The organism is Aeromonas sp. s10, from assembly GCF_040907975.1.
Lineage (GTDB): Bacteria > Pseudomonadota > Gammaproteobacteria > Enterobacterales > Aeromonadaceae > Aeromonas > Aeromonas caviae.
This window is the reverse complement of the sequence record NZ_JBFOCV010000045.1, coordinates 59,334-82,772: the sequence shown is the minus strand read 5'-3', so window position 1 is coordinate 82,772 and position 23,439 is coordinate 59,334. Positions and strand designations below refer to the sequence as shown.

Below are 23,439 nucleotides of genomic sequence, written 5' to 3'. Positions count from 1 at the left end.
CATGCATCTCTTCTACCTCTCAGGGGGTGGAACCAGGATCCCCCGTTGGCACCGGATCCCGGGCAATTGGCGCTTTTACTAAACCCCTCCCCCGCATAGAATGCGCAGATTATTTTTGCGGAGGTGTGTGATGAACAAGCTTGTCCTGGCAACAGGGAACCAGAAAAAGGTGAAGGAATTGGCCGCCATGCTGGCCGATATGAAGATCCAGGTGATCCCGCAGAGCGAGTTTGCAGTCTCCGATGCCGACGAGACCGGCACCACCTTCGTCGAGAATGCCATCATCAAGGCCCGCCACGCCGCCCGCGTCACCGGCCTGCCCGCCGTGGCCGACGACTCCGGTCTGGAAGTGGATCTGCTGCACGGCCGCCCCGGCGTCTACTCCGCCCGTTTTGCCGGTGCCGGTGCCAGCGACAAGGAGAACATCGACAAGCTGCTGGCCGAGCTCAAGGGCGCGCCGGATTACCTGAAAAGCGCCCGCTTCTGGTGCGTGCTGGTCTACATGCGCCACGCCGACGATCCCACCCCCATTATCTGCCAGGCCAGCTGGGAGGGGATGATCATCGACGAACCCCGCGGCCAGCACGGCTTCGGCTATGACCCCGTGTTCTTCGTCCCCGACCACGACTGCACCTCGGCCCAGATGCCGGCGGAGCTCAAGAACCAGCTCAGCCATCGCGGCCAGGCCCTGGCCAAGCTCAAAGCGGCCCTGGCGGCGGTCAACTAAAGCGCTGTCTCCCGCCGCGTTGTCATCTACAATGGGGGCCGTCGGCCCCCGTTTCGTTCGCGGCGCCCCGCCCGTTGTCACCGGCAACCAGGGCCACCCGACCCCTTTTGATTGTTGAATACTGGAAATCCCATGCTGCAACTGCCGCCCCTCTCCCTCTATATCCACGTGCCCTGGTGCGTCCAGAAGTGCCCCTACTGCGACTTCAACTCCCACGCCCAGAAGGGGGAACTGCCCCACCTCGAGTACGTGGCGGCCCTGCTGGAGGATCTGGAGCAGGATCTGCACTGGGCCCAGGGGCGCCCCCTCTCCTCCATCTTTATCGGTGGCGGCACGCCGAGCCTGCTCTCCGTCGGCGCCATGCAGGCGCTGCTGGACGGGGTGCGCGCACGGATCGCACTGACCCCGGACTGCGAGATCACCATGGAGGCCAACCCGGGCACGGTGGAGGCGGACAAGTTCGCCGGCTTCCAAAAAGCGGGCATCAACCGCATCTCCATCGGGGTGCAGAGCTTCCAGCAGGAGAAATTGACCCGGCTCGGCCGCATTCACGGCCCCGAGGAGGCGCGCAAGGCCGCCGAACTGGCCCACGCCATCGCGCTTCCCACCTTCAACCTGGATCTGATGCACGGCCTGCCGGATCAGAGCCTGGACGATGCGCTCTACGACCTGCAGCAGGCCATCGACTGCGCGCCGCCGCACCTCTCCTGGTATCAGCTCACCATAGAGCCGAACACGGCATTCGCCTCCAAGCCCCCCACATTGCCGGAAGATGACACCCTGTGGGACATCTACGAGCAGGGCCACGCCATGCTGACCGCCCAGGGCTATCAGCAGTACGAGATCTCGGCCTATGCCAAAGAGGGGTATCAGTGCCGCCATAACCTCAACTACTGGCGCTTTGGCGACTATCTGGGGATCGGCTGCGGCGCCCACGGCAAGGTGACGGATCTTGCCAACCAGCAGATCCTGCGCACCGCCAAGGTGAAGCATCCGAAAGGTTATCTGGATCCGAGCCGCCCCTATCTGGACAACCAATGGCAGGTGAGTGCGGACGATCTGCCGCTCGAGTACTTCATGAACCGGTTCAGGTTGTTTGAACCCGCCCCCAAGGCGGAGTTCGAGGCCTTCACGGGGCTACCGCTGGAGCGGGTAGAGACCATGCTCGCCATCGCCCGGACCAAGGAGCTTATCGAGGATCTTGGCGACAGCTGGCAGCTCACGTCCCTCGGGCATCGCTACCTCAACGTGCTGCTCGAACTCTTTATGGACGAGTGAGCACGGGTTCACTCTCTTGCGTCAAGACCGCAAGTCAGCACCAGCGAATAGAAAAACAATCAGGGCGCCATTGGCGCCCTGATTGTGTTAACTGATGCCTTGCGGCAGAAACCCGCTCAGCAGCAGACGCTTACCATCTGCTGTTGGCCGGGCTCCCACCGCTTGCCGTGCTTGGCCTTGCGCTGATAGCTGCCCTTGCCCTTCTTGCTCGGCTCGACCCGGGCCTGGAACAGGGGGGAGGTCACCAGTGCCTTGAGGTGGTTGTCCTGAATGATGCCGCGCTGATGTTCGCAGGCGGGTTCGGCGGTGACACAGGTCACCTTCTTCTTGGCCATATGGGCTCCTTGATGGGGTTGTCGTGTTTGCCTTTCGTCCCTGTCTGGAAGGGCAGATGGCGAAAAACGCGCCGATTGTGCACCTCTTGCCTCCCCCGTGCAAGCTGTCAGGCGGGGTGATAGATAACCCGCACCAGGCCGCTTGGCAGCACGGCGCTCGACACCGGTCTCAACCCTGCGGGGAGAGGCCCGGTAAAGAGCGGGATCCCGCCCCCCAGGGTGACCGGTACCCAGAACAGGGTCAGCTCGTCCACCAGGGCCCCCTGCAGACCCTGCCTCACCAGCTCCCCGCCATCCAGATAGAGGTGACGGCTTCCCCCCTGCCACAACTCGTCCAGCACCTGCGCCAGCGCCCCCTGCCGAAAGGAGACCCGAGGACGGGGGTCGGCGGGCCTGTGGGTCAGTACCACCAGCGGCTTGTCCCCGTAGGGCCACTCGGGAAAGGCGCTCACGATATCGTAGGTGTTGCGCCCCATCAGCAGGGTGTCCGCGCTCGCCATCAGGGCGCTGTAGCCGGTCTCCTCCGGCCCGTCGCCACCATAGGGGGCCAGCCATGCCAGATCGCCCCCCTCCCCGGCGATGAAACCGTCGAGGGAGAGGGCGAGAAAGGCGGAGACCCGGGGCCGGCGCAGCTCAGTGCTCATGGTCGTGGTGCTCGTGGCGGGAAGGGGCGCCGGACTCCAGGGTCTCGAGGATGGCGCAATGCTCCGCCGAGCGCGGGCCGCCGCAGCAGATGTCGGAGAGGGCCTTCAGGTTCTCGCGAAAACGGGTCAGCTCCAGGAGCTTCTGCTCCACCTGTTCGAGCTTGGTGTCGGCCACCGCCTTCACCTCCTGGCAGGTGACCTTGGCCTTGTTGGTGTCCAGGGCGAGCAGCTCGCCGATGTCCGCGAGGGAGAACCCCACCGACTTGGCGCGGATGATGAACTCCAGCCGCCGCTTGTCCTGCTCGCCGTAGAGGCGATAGCCGGATTCGTTGCGAATGCCCGGCGAGATGAGGCCGTTCTTCTCGTAAAAGCGCAGGGTGTCGGCCTTCACCCCGCACGCCTTGGCCAGTTCACCGATCCGATACATGGTCCTCTCCCCCCGCATGACATTCCCGACATGGTACTCAATATAAACCGGCCTCCACTATCACCTCTTTGCCCGGCGATTGCCAGTCAAAGGCAGGAAAGCAGCAGCTAACCCCTCACTTGCCGGCCATTTATCCCCAAAACACTGAAAAGACAAACGTTTCACAAAAATTCACCAGAAAACGTTTAACGCCGCATCCCACAAGGGTTTGTCTCTTTAAAAAATCCACCACAGGTCACATTTTTTGTGTAGAATACGCGCCCACAAGAGAGCGTCGCGTCAAGCGGGCATTTCCTAAAACGCTTTTGCCAACGGCCGCCCCGGGCGAGAGTGGTTTGCGAAATCCCCCACTTCCATTTATTTGGGGACTCTCTGTGTGTTGAGCCTCGCCTCCCATGGAACGGTCCCCGTTATGCTGAGGACGATAGTGTGATGGAACAAGCTCGACCCATTCGCCGTGCACTGCTGAGTGTGTCTGACAAGACTGGCATCCTGGAATTTGCCAAGGCACTCGACGCGCGTGGTGTGGCCCTGCTCTCCACCGGTGGTACCGCCAAGCTGCTGGCCGATGCGGGCCTGCCGGTGACCGAGGTGTCCGACTACACCGGATTCCCCGAGATGATGGACGGCCGGGTCAAGACCCTGCATCCCAAGGTACACGGCGGCATTCTCGGCCGTCGCGACCGGGATGACGCCATCATGGCCGAGCACGCTATCTCCCCCATCGACATGGTCGTCGTCAACCTCTATCCCTTCGCCGCCACCGTGGCCAAAGCCGGTTGCACCCTGGAAGACGCCGTCGAGAACATCGACATCGGCGGCCCGACCATGGTCCGCTCCGCTGCCAAGAACCACAAGGACGTCACCATCGTCGTCAAGGCCTCCGACTATGACCGCGTCATCGCCGAGATGGATGGCAACGGCAACAGCCTGACCCTCTCCACCCGCTTCGATCTGGCCATCGCCGCCTTCGAGCACACCGCCGCCTACGACGGCATGATCGCCAACTACTTCGGCACCCTGGTGCCCTCCTACGGCGAAAACAAGGAAGGCGACGAAGAGTCCCGCTTCCCCCGCACCTTCAACAGCCAGTTCATCAAGAAGCAGGACATGCGCTATGGCGAGAACAGCCACCAGGCTGCCGCCTTCTACGCCGAAGAGCAGGCCGCGCCGGGCTCGGTGGCAAGCGCCATCCAGCTGCAGGGCAAGGCCCTCTCCTACAACAACATCGCCGACACCGACGCGGCGCTGGAGTGCGTGAAGGAGTTCAGCGAACCGGCCTGCGTCATCGTCAAGCATGCCAACCCCTGCGGCGTCGCCATCGGTGACGACCTGCTGGCAGCCTACGATCGCGCCTACCAGACCGACCCCACCTCGGCCTTTGGCGGCATCATCGCCTTCAACCGCGAACTGGACGGCGAGACCGCTGCGGCCATCGTCGCCCGCCAGTTCGTGGAAGTGATCATCGCCCCCAGCATCAGCCAGGCAGCCCGCGAGGCGGTCGCCGCCAAGCAGAACGTGCGCCTGCTGGAGTGCGGCCAGTGGACTGCCCCGGCGCAAGGCTTTGACTTCAAGCGCGTCAACGGCGGCCTGCTGGTGCAGGAGCGCGATCTGGGCATGGTGACGCTCGGGGATTTGACCGTGGTCAGCCAGCGTCAGCCCACCGAGGCCGAGCTGCAGGATCTGCTGTTCTGCTGGAAGGTCGCCAAGTTCGTCAAATCCAACGCCATCGTCTACGCCAAGAACGGCCAGACCATCGGCGTGGGCGCCGGCCAGATGAGCCGCGTCTACTCTGCCAAGATCGCCGGCATCAAGGCCGAGGATGAAGGGCTGACCGTGGCGGGCTCCGTCATGGCCTCCGACGCCTTCTTCCCGTTCCGCGACGGCATCGATGCCGCCGCTGCCGCGGGCATCTCCTGCGTCATCCAGCCAGGTGGCTCGATGCGCGACCAGGAGGTGATCGACGCCGCCAACGAACACGGCATGTGCATGGTGTTCACCAACATGCGTCATTTCCGTCACTGACAGCCCAGGGCCGCCGATGGCGGCCCTGCCTCTTTAGCACCGGATCCTTTCCACTGGCAGTGCCACCGCAGCGCCAGTGAACTCAGACAGAAGCGAGCGAGACGATGAAAGTACTGATCATTGGCAACGGCGGCCGTGAACACGCCCTGGCCTGGAAGGCCAAACACTCCCCCCTGGTGACCCAGGTCTTCGTGGCACCGGGCAATGCGGGCACCCAGCTTGAGCCGGGCATCGAGAACGTCGCCATCCAGGCCACCGACATCGAGGGCCTGCTGGCCTTCGCCAAGGCGAACCAGATCGGTCTCACCATCGTCGGACCGGAAGCCCCCCTGGTGAAAGGGGTGGTCGATGCCTTCCGCGCCGCCGATCAGACCATCTTCGGCCCGACCGCCGCCGCCGCCCAGCTCGAAGGCTCCAAGGCCTTCACCAAGGACTTCCTGGCCCGCCACGCCATTCCCACCGCCGATTACCAGAACTTCACCGAGGTGGAGCCGGCGCTGGCCTATCTGCGCGAGAAGGGCGCCCCCATCGTCATCAAGGCCGACGGTCTGGCCGCCGGCAAAGGGGTGATCGTCGCCATGACCCTCGACGAGGCGGAAGCGGCGGTGCGTGACATGCTCTCCGGCAATGCCTTCGGCGATGCCGGCGCCCGGGTAGTGATCGAGGAGTTCCTGGACGGGGAAGAGGCGAGCTTCATCGTCATGGTGGACGGCGAGCACGTGCTGCCCATGGCCACCAGCCAGGATCACAAGCGCGCCTTCGACGGTGACACCGGCCCCAACACCGGCGGCATGGGGGCTTACTCCCCGGCCCCCGTGGTGACCGACGAAGTGCACCAGCGCGTGATGGAGCGGGTGATCATGCCGACCGTGCGCGGCATGGCGGCCGAGGGCAACGTCTACACCGGCTTCCTCTACGCCGGCCTGATGATCGATGCCGAGGGCAACCCCAAGGTGATCGAGTTCAACTGCCGCTTCGGCGACCCCGAAACCCAGCCCATCATGCTGCGGATGCAGTCCGATCTGGTGGATCTCTGCCTCGCCGCCTGCGCCGGCCAGCTGGATCAGAAGGAAGCCGTCTATGACCCCCGCGCCGCCATCGGCGTGGTGCTGGCAGCGGGTGGCTATCCCGGCGACTACGGCAGCAACCACCCCATCAGTGGCCTGCCGGTGGACGAAGTGGCAGGGGAGAAGGTGTTCCATGCAGGCACCCGCCTGGAAGGGCACACCAGCCTGACCCAGGGTGGCCGCGTGCTGTGCGCCACCGCCCTCGGCCACACGGTGCAGGAAGCCCAGCAGAGGGCCTATGCCCTCGCTGGTCGCATCCAGTGGGACGGCATCTTCTATCGCAAGGACATCGGCTGGCGTGCCATTGAGCGCGAGCAGGCCGAATAAGGGCCGGATCCCGATCACTCAAAGGGCCTGCGGGCCCTTTTTTTGTTGCACAGCACCTGCTCTGGCAGTGAAATCGTCCATGGGTGGTGGCTTTCAAAAACAAAAACACCTGAAAAACTCACCTGACTTTAAAAAACCGATGTGTGATAAATAATGGCAGCATGATTCACTGCCTGCGAGCCCCTTCCCGGACCAGATGCGCGCCCTTGTATCCCTGCCGGAGGCGAGATCCGGTGGCCGTTCTCTTTCGGCTACATTCCCACAGCAATCCCCTGCACAATTCGTCACAATTGGTCGCACTTTCTTCATACAATGATCGCCCTTTCATGGCATCATGATGCGTGAAACCGCACTCAAATGAGTGCTATAACAACCTGCAATCTCGTCGTCTCATAAGGAAATCCCATGCTGAAAACTGTGCGTCCCCTGCTGCTGCCCCTGATGTTCGGCCTGATGGCCCTGCCTGCCATGGCCGGCGATCTGGAGCAGCCGATGAAGAAGATCGGCTTCAACTACAAGCAGGCCGTCAAGGCCGACGACGCGGCCACCATGGAGAAATACATCAAGGAGATGAAGGCCCAGCTGGACGTCGCCAAGGGCAAGAACATGCCCGCCGCCAAGAAGGAGAAGTTCCTGGAAGGCATGACCGAAGTGCAGACCGAGCTGGATGCCAGCCTGGCAGCCCTCCAGGCCGGTGACGAGGCCAAGGCCCGCGAGCACCTGGCCAAGGTCAACGACCTGAAGAAGGAGTACCACAACTATGCCAAGCAGAAAGGCTGATCCCTTCCACTGGGATGCTCTGGTGCGCCTCACCCACTGGGGTGTGGCGGCCATCTGTATCGGCAACCTCTGGCTCAACGAGGCGGGCGAGGAGTGGCACGAGCGGATGGGATACGCCGTCATGGTGCTCATCGGCATACGCCTGCTGTGGGGGCTCACCTTCGCTCGCGGCCACGCCCGCCTGCGCGCCCTCATCCCGAGCCGGGAGGATTTTCGCCATCAGGCCGACGCCCTGCGCGAACGGACCCCGCCCACCCCGGGCCATCACGGCAGCGGCAAGCTGGCGGTCTGGGCACTCTGGCTGCTGGTACTCGCCACCGCAGGGACCGGCTGGTTCCAGAACACCGAGACCGGCTTCGATCTGGGGGCGGACGACTGGCACGAGTGGTGCACCTGGGCACTGCAGGGCATGATCGCCCTGCACCTGTGCGCCATCGCCTACACCTCCTGGCGCCAGCGCAGCAACCTGGTCACCCGCATGCTGCCAGGGCGTCGTTCCCGGGCCAGTGCCGGGCAGCAGGAACCCAACGTCTGAACGTTCACGGGGCCCAGCGGGGCCCCTGTTCATCCCCTTCGCTACCCGCTTGACGGGATCTCGCACCGATCTGCTCCCCTCTGCCCCCTCCTGCTGCCACCGAATGGCATGAAAGCATTTTCATTCACATTTCTTAATTAATTCAGCTTGTTCGATTTTCAACCACGTCGATTTCATGAATGCTACGGAGCTGAACGAGGTTGTTTGTTGTCCGTTCGACTACACGACAGTGATACGTCAATAACAAGATCGAAGGGAAAATCGTCATGCACAACACACTGTTTCGAACCGCCCTGCTGGCGGCGGCACTCGGCTCTTTCAGCCACACTGCCAGCGCCGAAGGGGTCATGGTTCACCTGTTCCAATGGAAGTTCAACGACATCGCCAACGAGTGCGAGACCGTGCTCGGGCCCAAGGGGTTCGGTGGCGTCCAGATCACCCCACCCGCCGAGCACAAGCAGGGCAGCCAGGTCTGGTGGACCGTCTATCAACCGGTCAGCTTCAAGAATTTCAACAGCTTCGGCGGTAGCGAGGCAGAGCTCAGAAGCATGATCGCCCGCTGCAACGCGGCCGGGGTCAAGGTCTATGCCGACGCCGTCTTCAACCAGCTGGCATCGGGTTCAGGCACCGCCACCGGCGGCGGCAGCTACAACTCGGGGCAATACCAATATCCCCAGTTCGGCTACAACGACTTCCATCACAGCGGCGACATCACCAACTACGGTGACAGCAACAACGTCTGGAACGGCGCCCTCTACGGCATGCCGGACCTCAATACCGGCTCATCCTACGTCCAGGATCAGATCGCCACCTACATGAAGACCCTGCTCGGCTGGGGCGTGGCGGGCTTTCGCATCGATGCGGCCAAGCACATGGCGCCGGCCGATGTGAAGGCCATCCTCGACAAGGCAGGCAGCCCCAGGGCCTACCTGGAGGTGATCGGCGCAGGCGGGGAGTCCCCCGACATCCAGCCGGGCCGCTACACCTACATCGACACCGTCACCGACTTCAAATACGGCACCGATCTCGCCGCCAACTTCAACGGCCAAATCAAGAACCTCAAGACCCTGGGCGAGAGCTGGGGCCTGCTCCCCTCCAACAAGGCCTTCGTCTTCGTGGTCAACCACGACCGCGAACGCGGCCACGGCGGTGGCGGCATGCTCACCTTCATGAGCGGTGCCCGCTACGATCTGGCCAACACCTTCATGATGGCCTGGCCCTATGGCTGGAAGCAGGTGATGTCGGGCTATCGCTTCGAAAACATGGGTACCTATGAAACCGACAAGGGGGCGCCGGGCAGCACGCCCTGCACGGACAGCCAGTGGAACTGCGAACAGCGCCGACCGACCATCATGAACATGGCCCTGTTCCACAACCGGACCGAAGGCCAGCCCGTCAGCAACTGGTGGGACAACGGCAACAACCAGATCGCCTTCAGCCGCGGTGACAAGGGCTTCGTCGCCATCAACAACGAGAGCGGCAGCCTGGTGGCCTCGGTGCAGACCGGCCTGCCGGCCGGCGAGTACTGCAACCTCCTGGGGGGCAATGACTACTGCAGCGGCGGTTATGTCACCGTCGATGGCAGCGGCAAGGCCAGCCTGAACGTCCCCGGCATGAAGGCGGCCGCCATCATAGCCGGTTGCACCAAGGCCAGCCCCTGCGGCGGTTCCGTCCTGCCGGGCAACAAGTTCAGCAGCATGAACCTGCGCGGCACCCATAACGCCTGGGGCAACACCCCCATGACCGTCGATGCCAACCGTGTCTGGTCCGCCACCCTCACCCTGACCGGCAACGGTGACGCCACCGGTGCCCAGCGCTTCAAGTTCGACGTCTTCGGCAACTGGGCCGAGAACTACGGCGACAACGAAGGGGATGGCATCGCCGACAAGGGCAGCAGCAAGGATATCCTGGTCAGCGGGGCGGGCACCTACCGCATCACCCTGAGCGAGAGCGATCTGCGCTACACGGTCACCCCCCTCACCAGCAACCAGGCACCGGTCGCCGCCCTCTCCCCCAAGACCCTCAGCGTCAAGGCGGGGGAGAGCGTGGTGTTCGACGCCTCCGCTTCCAGCGATGACGGCGGCGTGGTGAGCTACAGCTGGTCCAGCGGGGGCACCGCCGCCACTGAGACAGTCCGGTTCGATACCCCGGGTACCCATACCGTGACGGTCACCGTGACCGATGCGGAAGGGTTGACCGCCAGTGCCAGCGCCACCGTGACCGTCACCGACGACAACGGCACCTACGCCAGCGTACTGCCCACCCTGAACTTCCGCGGCACCCCCAATGCCTGGGGCTCCCTTGCCATGACACTGGTCGCCGACAATCAGTGGGAAGCCCTGGTCACCTTCGACGGTCAGAGCAACCAGCGCTTCAAGTTCGACGTCAAGGGGGACTGGACCCAGAACTACGGCGACACCAACAAGGACGGCGTGGCCGATCTGACCGGCAGTGACATCCTCACCCCGGTCATCGGCCAGTATCGGGTACGTTTCAACGATCAGACCCTGCAATACAGCCTGACTCCGGTGAGCGTCACCTATGCCAAGAATGTCGCCAGCCTCAACATTCGCGGCACCACCAACAACTGGGGCACCACCCCCATGTCCCTGGTCGGGGATCACCTCTGGCAGGCCAGCGTCACCTTCACCGGCAGCGGTGATGGCAACGGCGGCCAGCGCTTCAAGTTCGACGTCAAGGGGGACTGGACCCAGAACTACGGCGACACCAACAAGGATGGCGTGGCCGAGCTGGCCGGGGCAGACATCACCACGGCAGTGGTCGGTGCCTATGTGGTGCGCTTCAACGACCAGACCCTGGCCTACAGCCTGAGCGCCCAGTAAGGCTGGACACACGCCAGGGCCATTGCGCCCCGGCGCCGAACCAGGCCTCCCGCCATCGGCGGGAGGCCTTTTTCATGGCCCCATGACCTGTTCCCCGCCAGCCTGCCGGCAGGCATACTGATCCTTCATCCCCATGCAGGAGCGCATATGAAACAGTTGAACACCCTCAAGGCCGAGGGACGGCTCGAGGAAGCCCGTCAGCACGGTCTGCTGCAACTCATCGCGTACCCGGCCCACGCCGAGCTGCATTACGAAGTGGCCGGACTGCACGACATGCTGGGGCGAGAGGCCGAGGCCATTCCGCTCTATCAGAAGGCCGTGTCGCTGGGGCTTGGCGAGGCGTCGCTGCGCGGCGCCCTGCTTGGACTTGGCAGCTCCTATCGCACCACGGGCCGTCATCCCGAGGCGCTGGCCACCTTTGACGAGGCCCTGGCCCGCTTCCCCGATGCCGTGGAGTTCAAGGTGTTTCGTGCCATGACCTGCTACAACCTGGGGCGCAGCAAGGAGGGGATGGAGACGCTGCTGGGGATCCTCGCGACCACCACCACGGATCCCGCCCTGCTCCCCTACCGGCGCGCCATGGCACTCTATGCCGAGGATCTGGACAGACACTGGTGAGCGCCAGAAACGACAAAGCCGCTCAAAAGAGCGGCTTTGTCTGAAAATGGTGGCCCCTGGGGGACTTGAACCCACGACCAATCGATTATGAGTCGACTGCTCTGACCAACTGAGCTAAGGGGCCATTGATGCTGGTTAGCGGCGTGGATTATAGGGGATGGCGGATACCCCGTCCATAGTCAGATCAACCACTTGGCGAGATTTCATCCATATTCAAGCGGTTCCATGACCCCTCTTCACGCCCATGCCAGCACGGATAAAACAAAGCCCCGCATGGCGGGGCTTTTTGTTGCTATGTCAGGCTGACAGAACCCGGGACTACTCGTCCAGGAAGCTGCGCAGCACTTCCGAGCGGCTCGGATGGCGCAGTTTGCGCAGGGCCTTGGCTTCGATCTGACGGATACGCTCACGGGTGACGTCGAACTGCTTGCCCACTTCCTCGAGGGTGTGGTCGGTGTTCATGTCGATACCGAAGCGCATGCGCAGTACCTTGGCTTCCCGTGCGGTCAGCCCGGCCAGCACTTCGCGGGTCGCGTTGCGCAGGCTCTCGCTGGTGGCCGCATCCGCTGGCAGAGCCAGGGTGGTATCTTCGATGAAGTCGCCCAAGTGGGAGTCTTCGTCATCACCGATGGGCGTCTCCATGGAGATGGGCTCCTTGGCGATTTTCAGTACCTTGCGGATCTTGTCTTCCGGCATGCCCATGCGCATGGCCAGCTCTTCCGGGTTCGGTTCACGACCCATCTCCTGCAGCATCTGGCGGGAGATACGGTTGAGCTTGTTGATGGTCTCGATCATGTGCACCGGGATACGGATGGTACGGGCCTGATCCGCGATGGAGCGGGTAATGGCCTGACGGATCCACCAGGTGGCATAGGTCGAGAACTTGTAGCCGCGACGATATTCGAACTTGTCGACCGCCTTCATCAGACCGATGTTGCCTTCCTGGATCAGATCCAGGAACTGCAGACCGCGGTTGGTGTACTTCTTGGCGATGGAGATCACCAGACGCAGGTTGGCCTCGACCATCTCTTTCTTCGCACGGCGGGCCTTGGCCTCACCGATGCTCATACGACGGTTGATGTCCTTGATCTGAGCGATGGACAGGCCTGTCTCTTCTTCGATCTGCTGCAGCTTGCCGATGGAGCGCAGGATCTCCTCATCCATCTCGAGCAGACGGGGAGACCAGGCCTTGCCGGCCTGCTTCTGGTATTCGAACCAGGCAGTTTCGCACTCGTTGTTGGTGAAGGCCGCGACGAAGGTCTTCTTCGGCATCTTGGCCTGCTCCACGCAGAGCTTCATGATGATGCGTTCCTGCACGCGGACACGCTCCATCATCTCCCGCATGTTGTTGACCAGGCGATCGAACTGCTTGGGCATCAGGCGGAATTGACGGAAGACATCGGCCAGCTGGGCGATGGCATTCTGGGTGTCGTCGTGGGCACGACCATTCTGCTGAATGGAGAGACGAGTCACTTCATACTGGGCGCGCAGTTCACCAAACTTCTCGCGCGCGACTTCCGGATCCGGACCGCCGTCGCCGTCGTCGTCTGAATTGTCGCCGTCTTCGTCTTCGTCCTCGTCCTCATCCTCGTCTTCGTCGGCGAGGTCGTCTTCACTGAGCTCGGAGCCGATGTGGGTGGCAGTCGGTGCCACGTCATCCACTTCATTCGGGTCGATAAAGCCGGAGATGATGTCGGAGAGGCGCAGTTGCTCGGCTTCGTACTTGTCGTACTGCTCGAGCAGATAGGTGATGGCTTCCGGGTACTCGGCCACGGAGCTTTGTACCTGGTTGATCCCGTCTTCGATCCGCTTGGCGATGTCAATTTCACCTTCACGGGTCAACAGTTCAACGGTACCCATTTCCCGCATGTACATGCGGACGGGATCGGTCGTGCGACCAATCTCGGATTCAACAGATGCCAGAGCCTGGGCCGCTGCTTCGGCAGCGTCCTCATCGGCGGTACCACCTTCAGCCATGATCAAGTCATCGGCATCCGGAGCGTTTTCAACCACTTGAATGCCCATATCGTTGATCATCTGAATGATGTCTTCGATCTGGTCTGAATCGACGATGTCTTGCGGGAGGTGATCGTTCACCTCGGCATAGGTCAGGTAGCCCTGTTCTTTACCTTTGGCAACGAGGAGTTTAAGCTGAGACTGCGGGGTTTGCTCCATAGAACTCATCCGGTTGGTGTTGCTAGGTTGCGCGTACAGTGCGCTGCTGCGCAAATAGCCAATTCTAATAGAAAACCGCCAGACATGCTATGTCTGGTTGCGGCGTCGGTCATGAGAAACCCCTGCCCGCAGTATTGTCGGGGCCAGGCGGTTATAAAGTATTTGCTTTTCATCCCGTCGATTCGGGCAACGGTATTCATATTGGGGTTAATCACTCAGATATCAAGCCCCACTCTCATTTCTTTTCTCAATCTGCACCTCTCTGATCAGCATCATCAGCTCCTGTGTTTCCTCAGAGCTTAGCCCTTCCTGCGCCACCTTGGCCTGCAATTCCTCGATGCGTTGCTTCAGAAACAGGTTGATGAAACCGACGAAGGTATCCTGCAATTCTCCCAGAATATCGGGCTCCTGGTCGAGCTTTACCTCTTCAAACAGATCGTGCATCGCCAGCTGGGCCAGAATGTCCCCTTCTTTGGTGCCGCGCCAGTGTTCTAGCAGGATGCCCGTCGTCACGCCGGGTTGGCTCAGGATCTGCTGGTGCAGTTGCAGCAGGAAGCGGATGCCCTGGAGACGCAGATCGGCCAACTCCGGCATGGCCGGCAACTCGGCGGTGATCGCCGGATATTGCACCATCAGGGCCAGCGCCCGGCGCAGCGGGGTCAGTTTGGCCGCCTTGGGCTTGCTCACCTCGGCCTTCGGCTGGCTGTTGCGGGCAAACAGCTCGGCGATCCGCTGCTTGTTCTCCCCCCAGCGCATCATGCTGGAGAGGCGGGTGATCAAACCCTCGCGAGTGAAGCCTTCCGGCACCCGGCGGATCAGCTCGGCGGCCTTGTTGGCCACCTCGAACTTGCCCGCCTCGCCCGAGAGGGCCGCATCGCGCCCGAGGCGTTCGAACATGAAGTCGGCAAACGGCTGGGCCTGGTCGAGCAGGGCTTCGAACCCCTCCTTGCCGATCTGGCGCACCAGGGAATCGGGATCCTCGCCATCCGGCAGGAACACGAATTTAAGCTCGCGCCCGTCCTGCAGATGAGAGAGGGCGTTATCCAGCGCCCGCCACGCCGCCTCACGACCGGCATTGTCCCCGTCATAACAGCAGACGACCTCGGCCGTTGTGCGAAACAGGGTGTGGATGTGGTCGCTGGTCGTTGCGGTCCCCAGCGCCGCGACCGCGTAGTCGATGTCGTACTGGCCCAGGGCCACCACGTCCATATAACCCTCCACCACCAGGATCCGGCGAGGATCCTTGTGTGCCTGCTTGACCTCGTACAGGCCGAACAGCTCCCTCCCCTTGTGGAAGATGGGGGTTTCGGGCGAGTTCAGGTACTTGGGGGTGCCGTCACCCAGCACCCGGCCGCCGAAGCCGATGACCCGGCCACGCTTGTCCCGGATCGGGAACATGATGCGATCCCGGAAACGATCGTAGCTGCCGGGACCGCTATCGCGGGGGATCAGCATACCGCCTGAGATAAGCAGCTGCTCGTGATCCCGGCTGGCACCAAACCGGCGCCTCACCTGGTCCCAGTCGCCCGGGGCATAACCGATGTTGAAGCGCTTGACCACCTCGCCAGTCAGGCCCCGGCCTTTCAGATACTCCACCGCCTGAGGCGCGTTCTTGAGATTGCTCTCGTAGAAGCGCGCAATCTGGTTCATCAGCTCGAACAGATCCTTACTGACGGCTGGTTGGCTATGGCTTGATCCACCCGCCGTTTGCTCACGGGGGACCTGCATACCGTGCAGGCTTGCCAGCTCTTCGATGGCATCGGGGAATTCCAGGCCGTCGTACTCCATGACAAAGCCGATGGCATTGCCGTGGGCACCACAACCGAAACAGTGATAGAACTGCTTCTCCTGGCTGACGGTAAAGGAGGGGCTTTTTTCGTTATGAAAAGGGCAGCAAGCCTGGTAGTTCTTACCGGCTTTCTTCAACCGCACACGGGAGTCGATCAACTCGACTATGTCCGTGCGTACGAGCAGATCATCGATAAAGGATTGCGGGATCCTGCCAGCCATAACCGTCCTGTTTCATTGCATAGGAAATAAAAAAGCCGCGCATTCCAATGGGAAGCACGGCTTCTTCGACCAAACAAGAGAGTTGCCTGTTACGCCAAGCGGGTTTTCACCTGAGCACTGACGGCGCCGACATCGGCACGCCCCTGAATTTTTGGCTTCAAGACAGCCATGACTTTACCCATGTCAGCCATGACGGCAGCACCACTTTCAGTGATGGCTTGCTCGATCAGTGCGGCAATTTCGTCTGCGGTCAGCTGTTGTGGCAGGAACTCCTGCAGCACAACGATCTCGGCGGACTCTTTGTCGGCGAGATCCTGGCGACCGGCAGCTTCAAACTGGCTGATGGAATCGCGACGCTGTTTGACCATTTTGGTCACGACAGCGAGGATCTCTTCATCGTTGAGCTCGACACGGGTATCGACTTCACGCTGCTTGATTTCTGCCATCAACAAGCGGATAGCACCCAACCGAGGCTTGTCTTTGGCAAGCATGGCGAGCTTTTGCTGATCCTTGAGTTGATCCTTCAGAGACACGGCATGATCCCTTGATTAGTACAGGCGGATACGACGTGCGTTTTCGCGGGACAGCTTCTTGGCGTGACGCTTGACAGCGGACGCTTTGGCGCGCTTGCGAATGGTAGTCGGCTTCTCGTAGAACTCACGGCTACGAACTTCGGACAGGATACCGGCCTTTTCGCAAGAACGCTTGAAGCGACGCAGAGCAACGTCAAACGGCTCATTTTCACGGACTTTGATTACTGGCATGTGCCTTTCACCTCAGTGATAAATTGTTAGCTGACCTTCAATCGATCAGCATGTCTTAAAATGGTGCGAAATTATACTCTGGACAGGGAATGAAAGTAAACCCGCAGAGATCGCTCTGGTTTAAAAAACCCGCGAAGGTTACCATAGCCGTCTCATTTTAGCAGTGAAATTTTTTAGCAATGCGTGTATTGGGCATAGAGACATCCTGTGACGAAACCGGGATCGCGATCTTCGATGATCAAAAAGGGATCCTTTCCCACCAGTTGTACAGCCAGGTCAAGCTGCATGCGGACTACGGCGGCGTCGTTCCCGAGCTCGCCAGCCGGGACCATGTACGCAAGACGATCCCCTTGATCCAGGCCGCCTTGAAAGAGGCCGGACTTGGCAAGGATGACATCGATGGCATCGCCTATACCGCGGGGCCAGGTCTGGTTGGTGCCATCCTGGTCGGGGCGACCATAGGCCGCTCGTTGGCCATGGCATGGGACAAGCCGGCCATCGCCGTACACCACATGGAAGGCCACCTGCTGGCCCCCATGCTGGAAGAGAAGGCCCCCGAGTTCCCCTTCGTGGCGCTCTTGGTTTCCGGCGGCCACTCCATGCTGGTCCGGGTCGACGGTATCGGCAGCTATCAGCTGCTGGGCGAATCGATCGACGATGCCGCCGGTGAGGCGTTCGACAAGACCGCCAAGCTGATGGGTCTGGACTACCCCGGTGGTCCGCTGCTCTCCCGGCTGGCAGAAAAGGGCACCACTGGACGCTTTACCTTCCCGCGTCCCATGACCGACCGTCCCGGGCTCGACATGAGCTTCTCCGGCCTCAAGACCTTTGCCGCCAATACCATAGCAGCCAATGGCGACGACGAGCAGACCCGTGCCGACATCGCCCGGGCGTTTGAGGATGCGGTGGTCGACACCCTGGCCATCAAGTGCCGCCGTGCCCTGAAAGAGACCGGTCTCAATCGTCTGGTCGTGGCAGGCGGCGTCAGTGCCAACCGTCATCTGCGCGTCCAGCTGGCCGAGCTGATGGAGAGCCTCAAAGGTGAAGTCTTCTACCCGCGCACCGAATACTGCACCGACAACGGCGCCATGATCGCCTATGCCGGCATGCAACGCCTGAAGGCGGGAGTCTTCGAACCCCTCGTCGTCAAGGCCGTGCCGCGCTGGCCGCTGGACACTCTGGATCCGGTGTGATCCTGACGATCCACGACAAAAAGAAAGGGGCCTGCGGCCCCTTTTTCATCTTGATGACGGTATTCATACCCGTTTAGTTGGTGCGGAACAGCGCCTCAATGGAGAGCCCCTGCCCCAGCAGGATTTCCCGCAGACGGCGCAACCCTTCCACCTGGATCTGGCGCACCCGCTCGCGGGTCAAACCAATCTCGGCGCCCACGTCTTCCAGGGTGGCCGGTTCATAGCCGAGCAGACCGAAACGGCGGGCCAGCACTTCGCGCTGCTTGGGATTCAGCTCCTCCAGCCAATGCACTATGCTGCTGCGCATGTCATCTTCCTGGGACTCCAGCTCGGGCCCCATGCCGCGCTCGTCGGAAAGTACATCCAGCAGCGCCTTGTCGCGATCGCCACCAATGGGAGTATCCACCGAGGTGATCTTCTCGTTGAGCTTGAGCATGCGATTCACATCGTCCACAGAGCGATCCAGTGCAGAGGCGATATCCTCGGCGGTCGGCTCATGGTCGAGACGATGAGAAAGCTCGCGCGCAGTGCGCAGATAGACGTTCAGCTCCTTGACCACATGGATGGGCAGACGAATGGTGCGGGTCTGGTTCATGATGGCCCGCTCTATGGTCTGGCGGATCCACCAGGTGGCATAGGTAGAGAAACGGAAGCCTCGCTCGGGGTCGAACTTCTCGACGGCGCGGATAAGGCCGAGGTTGCCCTCTTCGATGAGATCCAGCAGCACCAGGCCGCGGTTGTTGTAGCGCCGGGCAATCTTGACCACCAGGCGCAGGTTGGATTCAATCATGCGCTTGCGCGCCGCTTTGTCGCCACGCAGGGCACGGCGGGCGTAGTAGACTTCCTCTTCGGCCGTGAGCAAGGGGGAGAAGCCTATCTCCCCCAGATAGAGCTGGGTGGCGTCCATTACCTTGTTCAGCTCTGGCGCCATCAGTTCATCGGAGATGGTCTCTTCGGCTTCGGCCGCCACTTCCTGAACCTCTTCTTCCTCCTGAACCTCCAGCTCCTCGTCGAACTCTAACTCTGCATCCTGCATTACCAGTTGTTCTTGGCTCATGATATCTCTCCCTGACCTACACCAGAGTAAGACTCAGCTCTCTGAGTTAACGCTTTGGCAAATAGCCCATCGGGTTGATCGACTTGCCTTTGTACCGGATTTCAAAGTGCAAGCGCACATCCGGCGCATCCGTGCTACCCATATTGGCGATAACCGCTCCGCCCTTCACGGTGTCTCCCTCCTTGACCCTCAACTCATCGTTGTGAGCGTAGGCGGAGAGGTAGTCATCGTTGTGCTTGAGAATTATCAGCTTGCCATAACCTCGCAGTGCACTGCCCGCATAGACCACTTTGCCGCTGCTCGCAGCGTAAATGGGTTGGCCCTTCTGGCCGGAAATGTCGATGCCCTTGTTGCCTTGTTCCGCAACGGAGAAGCCTTCAACGATCCGCCCTTTGGTCGGCCAATGCCAGGAGAGTGTTGACGAGGAACTGACGGTTTTTTGTTCTTTCGCCTGAGCGTATGCTGTTGACGAGGCAGGAGCAATCGTTTTCTGAGCAATAAATGGTGTGGTCGTACCTGCCGGAGCCGTGGCCAGGGGTTTGGGCCCCGTGCTGGTCACAACCGGTGTGGTTGCTGCCACCATCTGACCACCCGAGGAACCCGAGCCCCCCACATTGAGCACCTGGCCCACGTGCAATGCATAAGGAGCCTGGAGGTTGTTGCGCTGGGCCAAGGCCTGGTTGGAAAGACCGAACTGGCGACCGATGCTGCTCAATGTATCGCCACGGCGCACCTCGTAACTACCAGACCCCGTCACGCTGCCACGACTGACAGGGCTGCCGACGGTTGCCACCGCCATGGGGGCGGAAGCGCCATCGAGCCTGAGCTGCTGGCCGGGATAAATGTTATAGGGGGGAGTGATGCCATTGATGCTGATAAGCGAAGCCACATCCATGCCAGAACGAAATGCAATGGAGTAGAGAGTGTCTCCTTTGACCACGGTGTACCCGTTGCCTGCAATGCCGGGCTTGGTCATACCTTGACGCACGGGGATGGTCGAAGCGACCTGATCATTGCCCAGGCTGTGCACCGGAGCCGCAGTCTTGCTGGAGGAACAGGCAAGCAGCAGCCATGACAACACGACGACACCGCTACCTTGCCAAACACGCGAACACATAGTGGATCCTTAACGACTAAACCAGAAATAGGCCGCAACGGCCAAACCAATACAGAGCCAGCCCAGCACATCCACATAGTGCATCAGCTTGCGCTCCATCTTCTCGCCGCCCCAGCGCATCAGACCTGCAACCAGGAAGAAGCGCATGCCACGACCGATCAGCGAGGTCAGGATGAAAGGCAACAGTGCCATGTGGAGCAAGCCAGCCGTGACGGTAAACACCTTGTAGGGGATCGGCGTGAAGCTGGCAATAAAAATAACCCAGATGCCCCACTGCGCGAACCACTGCTCGGCCAGGGCAATCTTGTCCTCATAGCCAACCGAGGTCACCAGCGGCTGCACCACTGGCTCCCACAGGGCATAGCCGAGCAGATAACCAAACAGGGCGCCCAGCACCGACAAGAGGGTAGCCAGCGCGGCATAGTGCCAGGCGCGATGAGGTTTGCCGAGCGCCATGGGCGCCAGCATCACATCCACCGGGATGGGCCAGAAGATGGATTCAATAAAGGCGGTGATGGCCAGATACCAGGGGGCATACTTGTGGCGTGCCCACTGCATCACCAGAACATAAAGGCGGGAAAACAACTTCACTCGACATCTCCGTCAATCAGGGGAACGAAACGTACCGGCTCCAGAATCCGGCTGGTGAGCTGGGAGCCCGATCGCTCGATGAGCTGCAGGGTCTGCTGGCCATCACCCACCGGCAACACCAGACGACCACCGTCAGCCAGCTGATCGGTCAGGGCCTTGGGGACCTCACTGGCCGCCGCCGTCACCAGAATGGCGTCGAAAGGGCCCTTGTTGGGCCAACCTAGCCACCCATTGCCGTGCTTGGCCGACACATTGTGCAGATCGAGCTGGCGCAATCTGCGCCTGGCCTGAAACTGCAGCGACTTGATCCGCTCCATGGTGTAGACATGCTCCACCAGGTGGGCCAGTACCGCCGTCTGGTAGCCCGATCCCGTCCCGATCTCCAGCACATGGGCCGGATCGTTCTGGATCAGCAGCTCGGTCATGCGCGCCACGATGTAAGGCTGGGAGATGGTCTGCCCATGGCCGATGGGCAGGGCCGTATTGTCCCAGGCCTTGTGGGCCATGGCCTCGTCCACAAACAGCTGGCGCGGCACCTTCGCGATCGCCGCCAATACGCGGAAATCGCGGACATCCTGGGCAATCAGTTGATTCAACAGGCGCTGTACTATCACAACGTCATCCCTGCAGATCCAGCCACGCGCCCAGGGTCGACAGACTGCCGTAGGCCGTCATGTCGATGGTCAGGGGAGTGATGGAGACATAACCCTGCTCGATGGCGGCAAAGTCCGTTCCCTCTCCCGCATCCTGCTGGTTGCCGGGGGGACCAATCCAGTAGACCGGCTGACCACGGGGATCCTCGGTGCGGATCACCGACTCCGCCCGGTGGCGATTGCCAAGGCGCGTCACCCTGATCCCCTTGATCTGCTCAAGCGGCAGGTCAGGCACATTCACGTTGAGGATCTGATCCGCAGGCAACGGATGCACCATCAGCCCCCGCACCAGCTGGGCGGCGTAGTGGGCCGCACTGGCGAAATGGGTCTTGCCCACCAGCGATACGGCGATGGAGGGGAAACCAAGATGACGCCCTTCCGTCGCGGCCGCCACCGTCCCCGAGTAGATGACGTCATCCCCCAGGTTGGCCCCGTGATTGATACCGGCCACCACCATGTCGGGCTCAGGGCGCAGCAGTTCGTTGACCGCCAGATGAACGCAGTCGGTCGGCGTCCCCTTGACCGCATAACTCTTGATGCCGTGAAAACTGGACGCATCGAGGCGGGTGACCCGCAGCGGCACTTCCAGCGTCAGGGAGTGGCTGGCACCGCTGCGGTTGCGATCCGGCGCCACCACCACGACCTCGCCACAGGCACGCAACGCCTCGCTGAGGGCGCGAATGCCCTCGGCGTGTACCCCATCGTCATTACTGACCAGAATTCGCATCGGTTGAGTTCCTGAAACCGTGATCGGCCTCTTCGGCCTGCATTAATTCGCGTACCACGCTGGTGGCAAAGGCGCCGGCCGGCAGGAAGAACGACAGGGTCAGCACCTCGTCCTCCCGTTGCCAGCTCATCTGCTCCGGCTTGAGCAGCAGCGGGCGCCTGTCCTGATCCAGCCCGGCTTTTTCCAGTCCTTCGCACCAGTCGCCATAAGGGGCCAGCACTTCTTGCTCGAACTCGGCGGCAGCACCCTGGCTCGCCAGACGGCCACGGCCCCACTGGGGAGCGGTCAGTTGCACGTCTCCGGAGGCAAGGCGTGCTTCCAGCTCGGGGGTCACGCTCTCTTCACTGAAGATGGAGTGGCTGCCCTTGAGCATCACGCAGTCGCCAGCCAGCAGCTGATGGGCCAGTCCCTGCTCGATGCGGGCGCTGACGATGGCATTGAACAGCATGCTGCGGGCGGCGGACAGATAGAGGGAGCGCTTGTTGCGATCCTTGATCCGTTTGCCGGCGAACATCGCCTTGGCGGCCTCCAGGTTGTTTCCACCGCGGCCGAAACGCTGCTCGCCGTAGTAGTTGGGAACCCCCTGGGTTGCAATCGCCTGCAAACGGGATTCCAGCCCGTCGGCCTGCTCCAGCCCGGTGAGGCGCAGGGTGAAGTGGTTGCCCTTGAGATAGCCGACCCGCAGCTTCTTGTTGTGGCGCTTCACCTCAAGGATCCGGATGTTGTCGTTCTCGATGACCGAGAGATCCGGCTCGCCCTTGCCTGGCAGATGGATGCCGAACCACTGTTCGGTCACCGCATGGCGATCTTTCAGACCAGCCCAGGTCACCGCATTGCGGGCAACCCCGGCCGCATCGGCCAGCAGGCCAGCCACCCAGGCGGTATTCTCGCCGGTTTTGCGTACCCGGACGAAGATGTGTTCCCCCTCGCCGCAAGGTGCAAACCCGAGATCTTCATTGACCATGAAGTCGGCGGCTTCGGCCTTGAGGATGCCGCGAGCAGTGGGCGTCCCGTGCAGATAGGCAAGTTGTTCAAGCATCATTGTTTCACCAGCAAGACGACGGCTTCGGTGGCGATCCCTTCCTTGCGCCCCGTGAATCCGAGTTGTTCGGTGGTGGTCGCCTTGACGTTCACCCGGTTCAAATCACATTGCAGATCTGCGGCCAGCACGGCGCACATGGCGTCGATATGGGGGGCCATCTTGGGGGCCTGGGCGATGATGGTCACATCCAGGTTGCCGATGGCATAACCTGCGCGCTGCACGCGGGCAAAGACATCCCGCAGCAGGATGCGGCTGTCGATGCCCTTGAATTCGGCTGAGGTATCGGGAAAGTGGCGGCCGATGTCACCGGCGCCGATGGCCCCCAGCAGGGCATCGCTCACCGCATGCAGCACCACGTCGCCATCGGAGTGGGCCAGCAGGCCCTGTTCATAGGGCACTGCCACCCCGCCCAGCATGCAGGGACCAACCCCGCCAAACTTGTGAACATCAAAACCATGTCCGATCCGCATCATGCCTGCGCCCTCCTCAATACACGGAAATCTG

The 23,439-nt window shown here is 61.6% G+C and carries 23 protein-coding genes and 1 tRNA gene; 9 read left to right on the top strand and 15 right to left on the bottom strand.

Annotated elements, in window-relative coordinates; translation table 11 throughout:
- The first annotated feature begins 130 nt into the window (after positions 1-130).
- Both rdgB and hemW read left to right on the top strand, forming a co-directional pair.
- The gene (gene rdgB, locus AB5Y59_RS17095) at positions 131-727 is read left to right on the top strand and encodes an RdgB/HAM1 family non-canonical purine NTP pyrophosphatase (RefSeq protein ID WP_010675605.1); all 597 of its coding nucleotides are present in this window, start codon (positions 131-133) and stop codon (positions 725-727) included.
- A 132-nt stretch (positions 728-859) separates the two neighbouring features.
- Positions 860-2,005 carry a radical SAM family heme chaperone HemW gene (gene hemW / locus AB5Y59_RS17090; protein ID WP_368212416.1) on the top strand — a complete coding sequence of 382 codons (1,146 nt, stop codon included), beginning with the start codon at positions 860-862 and terminating at the stop codon, positions 2,003-2,005.
- Positions 2,006-2,121: 116 nt separating this feature from the next.
- On the opposite strand, the gene AB5Y59_RS17085 is transcribed toward hemW, so the two are convergent.
- The 3 genes from AB5Y59_RS17085 to zntR form a co-directional block, all read right to left on the bottom strand.
- Positions 2,122-2,340: an alternative ribosome-rescue factor A gene (locus tag AB5Y59_RS17085; protein ID WP_042016330.1), complete on the bottom strand. Its 219-nt coding sequence runs from the start codon at positions 2,338-2,340 to the stop codon at positions 2,122-2,124.
- Positions 2,341-2,447: 107 nt separating this feature from the next.
- Positions 2,448-2,984 carry a dihydrofolate reductase family protein gene (locus AB5Y59_RS17080; RefSeq protein ID WP_010675608.1) on the bottom strand — a complete coding sequence of 179 codons (537 nt, stop codon included), beginning with the start codon at positions 2,982-2,984 and terminating at the stop codon, positions 2,448-2,450.
- Positions 2,974-3,411: a Zn(2+)-responsive transcriptional regulator gene (gene zntR, locus AB5Y59_RS17075; RefSeq protein WP_010675609.1), complete on the bottom strand. Its 438-nt coding sequence runs from the start codon at positions 3,409-3,411 to the stop codon at positions 2,974-2,976. Before zntR ends, AB5Y59_RS17080 begins: the two co-directional genes overlap by 11 nt.
- A gap of 432 nt (positions 3,412-3,843) precedes the next feature.
- Here zntR and purH point away from each other — a divergent pair, with 432 nt between their 5' ends.
- From purH to AB5Y59_RS17045, 6 genes are all read left to right on the top strand, one after another.
- Positions 3,844-5,436, top strand: a complete 1,593-nt coding sequence (gene purH / locus AB5Y59_RS17070; protein ID WP_010675610.1) for a bifunctional phosphoribosylaminoimidazolecarboxamide formyltransferase/IMP cyclohydrolase — start codon at positions 3,844-3,846, stop codon at positions 5,434-5,436.
- Between the two features lie 104 nt (positions 5,437-5,540).
- Positions 5,541-6,830 (top strand): phosphoribosylamine--glycine ligase, encoded by a 1,290-nt coding sequence (purD, locus tag AB5Y59_RS17065; protein WP_104452295.1) that lies wholly within the window; start codon positions 5,541-5,543, stop codon positions 6,828-6,830.
- A 405-nt stretch (positions 6,831-7,235) separates the two neighbouring features.
- Positions 7,236-7,610 carry a cytochrome b562 gene (locus AB5Y59_RS17060; protein ID WP_010675612.1) on the top strand — a complete coding sequence of 125 codons (375 nt, stop codon included), beginning with the start codon at positions 7,236-7,238 and terminating at the stop codon, positions 7,608-7,610.
- Entirely contained in the window at positions 7,591-8,145 is a 555-nt protein-coding gene (locus AB5Y59_RS17055; protein ID WP_368212415.1) for a cytochrome b/b6 domain-containing protein, read from the top strand. Before AB5Y59_RS17060 ends, AB5Y59_RS17055 begins: the two co-directional genes overlap by 20 nt.
- Before the next feature lie 266 nt (positions 8,146-8,411).
- Complete coding sequence (locus AB5Y59_RS17050; protein ID WP_368212414.1) at positions 8,412-10,988, top strand: alpha amylase C-terminal domain-containing protein; 2,577 nt, start codon at positions 8,412-8,414, stop codon at positions 10,986-10,988.
- Between the two features lie 147 nt (positions 10,989-11,135).
- Positions 11,136-11,606 (top strand): tetratricopeptide repeat protein, encoded by a 471-nt coding sequence (locus AB5Y59_RS17045; RefSeq protein ID WP_368212413.1) that lies wholly within the window; start codon positions 11,136-11,138, stop codon positions 11,604-11,606.
- A 47-nt stretch (positions 11,607-11,653) separates the two neighbouring features.
- Here the strand turns inward: AB5Y59_RS17045 and AB5Y59_RS17040 are convergent.
- The 5 genes from AB5Y59_RS17040 to rpsU form a co-directional block, all read right to left on the bottom strand.
- Positions 11,654-11,730 (bottom strand) — tRNA-Ile (locus AB5Y59_RS17040).
- A 194-nt stretch (positions 11,731-11,924) separates the two neighbouring features.
- Positions 11,925-13,820, bottom strand: a complete 1,896-nt coding sequence (gene rpoD, locus AB5Y59_RS17035) for an RNA polymerase sigma factor RpoD (protein ID WP_289711753.1) — start codon at positions 13,818-13,820, stop codon at positions 11,925-11,927.
- A 183-nt stretch (positions 13,821-14,003) separates the two neighbouring features.
- The gene (gene dnaG / locus AB5Y59_RS17030) at positions 14,004-15,791 is read right to left on the bottom strand and encodes a DNA primase (protein ID WP_139737285.1); all 1,788 of its coding nucleotides are present in this window, start codon (positions 15,789-15,791) and stop codon (positions 14,004-14,006) included.
- Positions 15,792-15,880: 89 nt separating this feature from the next.
- Complete coding sequence (locus AB5Y59_RS17025) at positions 15,881-16,324, bottom strand: GatB/YqeY domain-containing protein (protein ID WP_010675618.1); 444 nt, start codon at positions 16,322-16,324, stop codon at positions 15,881-15,883.
- Positions 16,325-16,339: 15 nt separating this feature from the next.
- The gene (gene rpsU, locus AB5Y59_RS17020; protein WP_005309452.1) at positions 16,340-16,555 is read right to left on the bottom strand and encodes a 30S ribosomal protein S21; all 216 of its coding nucleotides are present in this window, start codon (positions 16,553-16,555) and stop codon (positions 16,340-16,342) included.
- A 179-nt stretch (positions 16,556-16,734) separates the two neighbouring features.
- Here rpsU and tsaD point away from each other — a divergent pair, with 179 nt between their 5' ends.
- The gene (tsaD, locus tag AB5Y59_RS17015; RefSeq protein ID WP_139737286.1) at positions 16,735-17,748 is read left to right on the top strand and encodes a tRNA (adenosine(37)-N6)-threonylcarbamoyltransferase complex transferase subunit TsaD; all 1,014 of its coding nucleotides are present in this window, start codon (positions 16,735-16,737) and stop codon (positions 17,746-17,748) included.
- 73 nt (positions 17,749-17,821) lie between these two features.
- Here tsaD and rpoS read toward each other — a convergent pair whose 3' ends face one another.
- The 7 genes from rpoS to ispF are packed head-to-tail and all read right to left on the bottom strand — an operon-like array spanning position 17,822 to position 23,408.
- Entirely contained in the window at positions 17,822-18,805 is a 984-nt protein-coding gene (rpoS, locus tag AB5Y59_RS17010; protein WP_010675620.1) for an RNA polymerase sigma factor RpoS, read from the bottom strand.
- A 46-nt stretch (positions 18,806-18,851) separates the two neighbouring features.
- Complete coding sequence (locus AB5Y59_RS17005) at positions 18,852-19,922, bottom strand: LysM peptidoglycan-binding domain-containing protein (protein WP_039041047.1); 1,071 nt, start codon at positions 19,920-19,922, stop codon at positions 18,852-18,854.
- Between the two features lie 9 nt (positions 19,923-19,931).
- Entirely contained in the window at positions 19,932-20,513 is a 582-nt protein-coding gene (locus tag AB5Y59_RS17000; protein WP_039041046.1) for a YqaA family protein, read from the bottom strand.
- A complete protein-coding gene (locus tag AB5Y59_RS16995) occupies positions 20,510-21,127 on the bottom strand; it encodes a protein-L-isoaspartate(D-aspartate) O-methyltransferase (protein ID WP_010675623.1) in 618 nt (205 codons plus the stop codon). The genes AB5Y59_RS17000 and AB5Y59_RS16995 overlap by 4 nt, the downstream gene beginning before the upstream one ends.
- Before the next feature lie 4 nt (positions 21,128-21,131).
- Positions 21,132-21,893 (bottom strand): 5'/3'-nucleotidase SurE, encoded by a 762-nt coding sequence (gene surE, locus AB5Y59_RS16990; protein ID WP_041211067.1) that lies wholly within the window; start codon positions 21,891-21,893, stop codon positions 21,132-21,134.
- Positions 21,874-22,932, bottom strand: a complete 1,059-nt coding sequence (gene truD, locus AB5Y59_RS16985) for a tRNA pseudouridine(13) synthase TruD (RefSeq protein ID WP_368212421.1) — start codon at positions 22,930-22,932, stop codon at positions 21,874-21,876. Before truD ends, surE begins: the two co-directional genes overlap by 20 nt.
- Positions 22,932-23,408 carry a 2-C-methyl-D-erythritol 2,4-cyclodiphosphate synthase gene (gene ispF / locus AB5Y59_RS16980; protein WP_043154801.1) on the bottom strand — a complete coding sequence of 159 codons (477 nt, stop codon included), beginning with the start codon at positions 23,406-23,408 and terminating at the stop codon, positions 22,932-22,934. Before ispF ends, truD begins: the two co-directional genes overlap by 1 nt.
- Positions 23,409-23,439: the final 31 nt, after the last annotated feature.

Excerpts from the sequence above, each read along its gene's own strand:
- rdgB (WP_010675605.1), top strand. The coding sequence starts at position 131 with ATGAACAAGCTTGTCCTGGCAACAGGGAACCAGAAAAAGGTGAAGGAA.
- hemW (WP_368212416.1), top strand. The coding sequence starts at position 860 with ATGCTGCAACTGCCGCCCCTCTCCCTCTATATCCACGTGCCCTGGTGC.
- AB5Y59_RS17085 (WP_042016330.1), bottom strand. The coding sequence starts at position 2,340 with ATGGCCAAGAAGAAGGTGACCTGTGTCACCGCCGAACCCGCCTGCGAA.
- AB5Y59_RS17080 (WP_010675608.1), bottom strand. The coding sequence starts at position 2,984 with ATGAGCACTGAGCTGCGCCGGCCCCGGGTCTCCGCCTTTCTCGCCCTC.
- zntR (WP_010675609.1), bottom strand. The coding sequence starts at position 3,411 with ATGTATCGGATCGGTGAACTGGCCAAGGCGTGCGGGGTGAAGGCCGAC.
- purH (WP_010675610.1), top strand. The coding sequence starts at position 3,844 with ATGGAACAAGCTCGACCCATTCGCCGTGCACTGCTGAGTGTGTCTGAC.
- purD (WP_104452295.1), top strand. The coding sequence starts at position 5,541 with ATGAAAGTACTGATCATTGGCAACGGCGGCCGTGAACACGCCCTGGCC.
- AB5Y59_RS17060 (WP_010675612.1), top strand. The coding sequence starts at position 7,236 with ATGCTGAAAACTGTGCGTCCCCTGCTGCTGCCCCTGATGTTCGGCCTG.
- AB5Y59_RS17055 (WP_368212415.1), top strand. The coding sequence starts at position 7,591 with ATGCCAAGCAGAAAGGCTGATCCCTTCCACTGGGATGCTCTGGTGCGC.
- AB5Y59_RS17050 (WP_368212414.1), top strand. The coding sequence starts at position 8,412 with ATGCACAACACACTGTTTCGAACCGCCCTGCTGGCGGCGGCACTCGGC.
- AB5Y59_RS17045 (WP_368212413.1), top strand. The coding sequence starts at position 11,136 with ATGAAACAGTTGAACACCCTCAAGGCCGAGGGACGGCTCGAGGAAGCC.
- dnaG (WP_139737285.1), bottom strand. The coding sequence starts at position 15,791 with ATGGCTGGCAGGATCCCGCAATCCTTTATCGATGATCTGCTCGTACGC.
- rpsU (WP_005309452.1), bottom strand. The coding sequence starts at position 16,555 with ATGCCAGTAATCAAAGTCCGTGAAAATGAGCCGTTTGACGTTGCTCTG.
- tsaD (WP_139737286.1), top strand. The coding sequence starts at position 16,735 with ATGCGTGTATTGGGCATAGAGACATCCTGTGACGAAACCGGGATCGCG.
- rpoS (WP_010675620.1), bottom strand. The coding sequence starts at position 18,805 with ATGAGCCAAGAACAACTGGTAATGCAGGATGCAGAGTTAGAGTTCGAC.
- AB5Y59_RS17005 (WP_039041047.1), bottom strand. The coding sequence starts at position 19,922 with ATGTGTTCGCGTGTTTGGCAAGGTAGCGGTGTCGTCGTGTTGTCATGG.
- surE (WP_041211067.1), bottom strand. The coding sequence starts at position 21,893 with ATGCGAATTCTGGTCAGTAATGACGATGGGGTACACGCCGAGGGCATT.
- truD (WP_368212421.1), bottom strand. The coding sequence starts at position 22,932 with ATGCTTGAACAACTTGCCTATCTGCACGGGACGCCCACTGCTCGCGGC.
- ispF (WP_043154801.1), bottom strand. The coding sequence starts at position 23,408 with ATGATGCGGATCGGACATGGTTTTGATGTTCACAAGTTTGGCGGGGTT.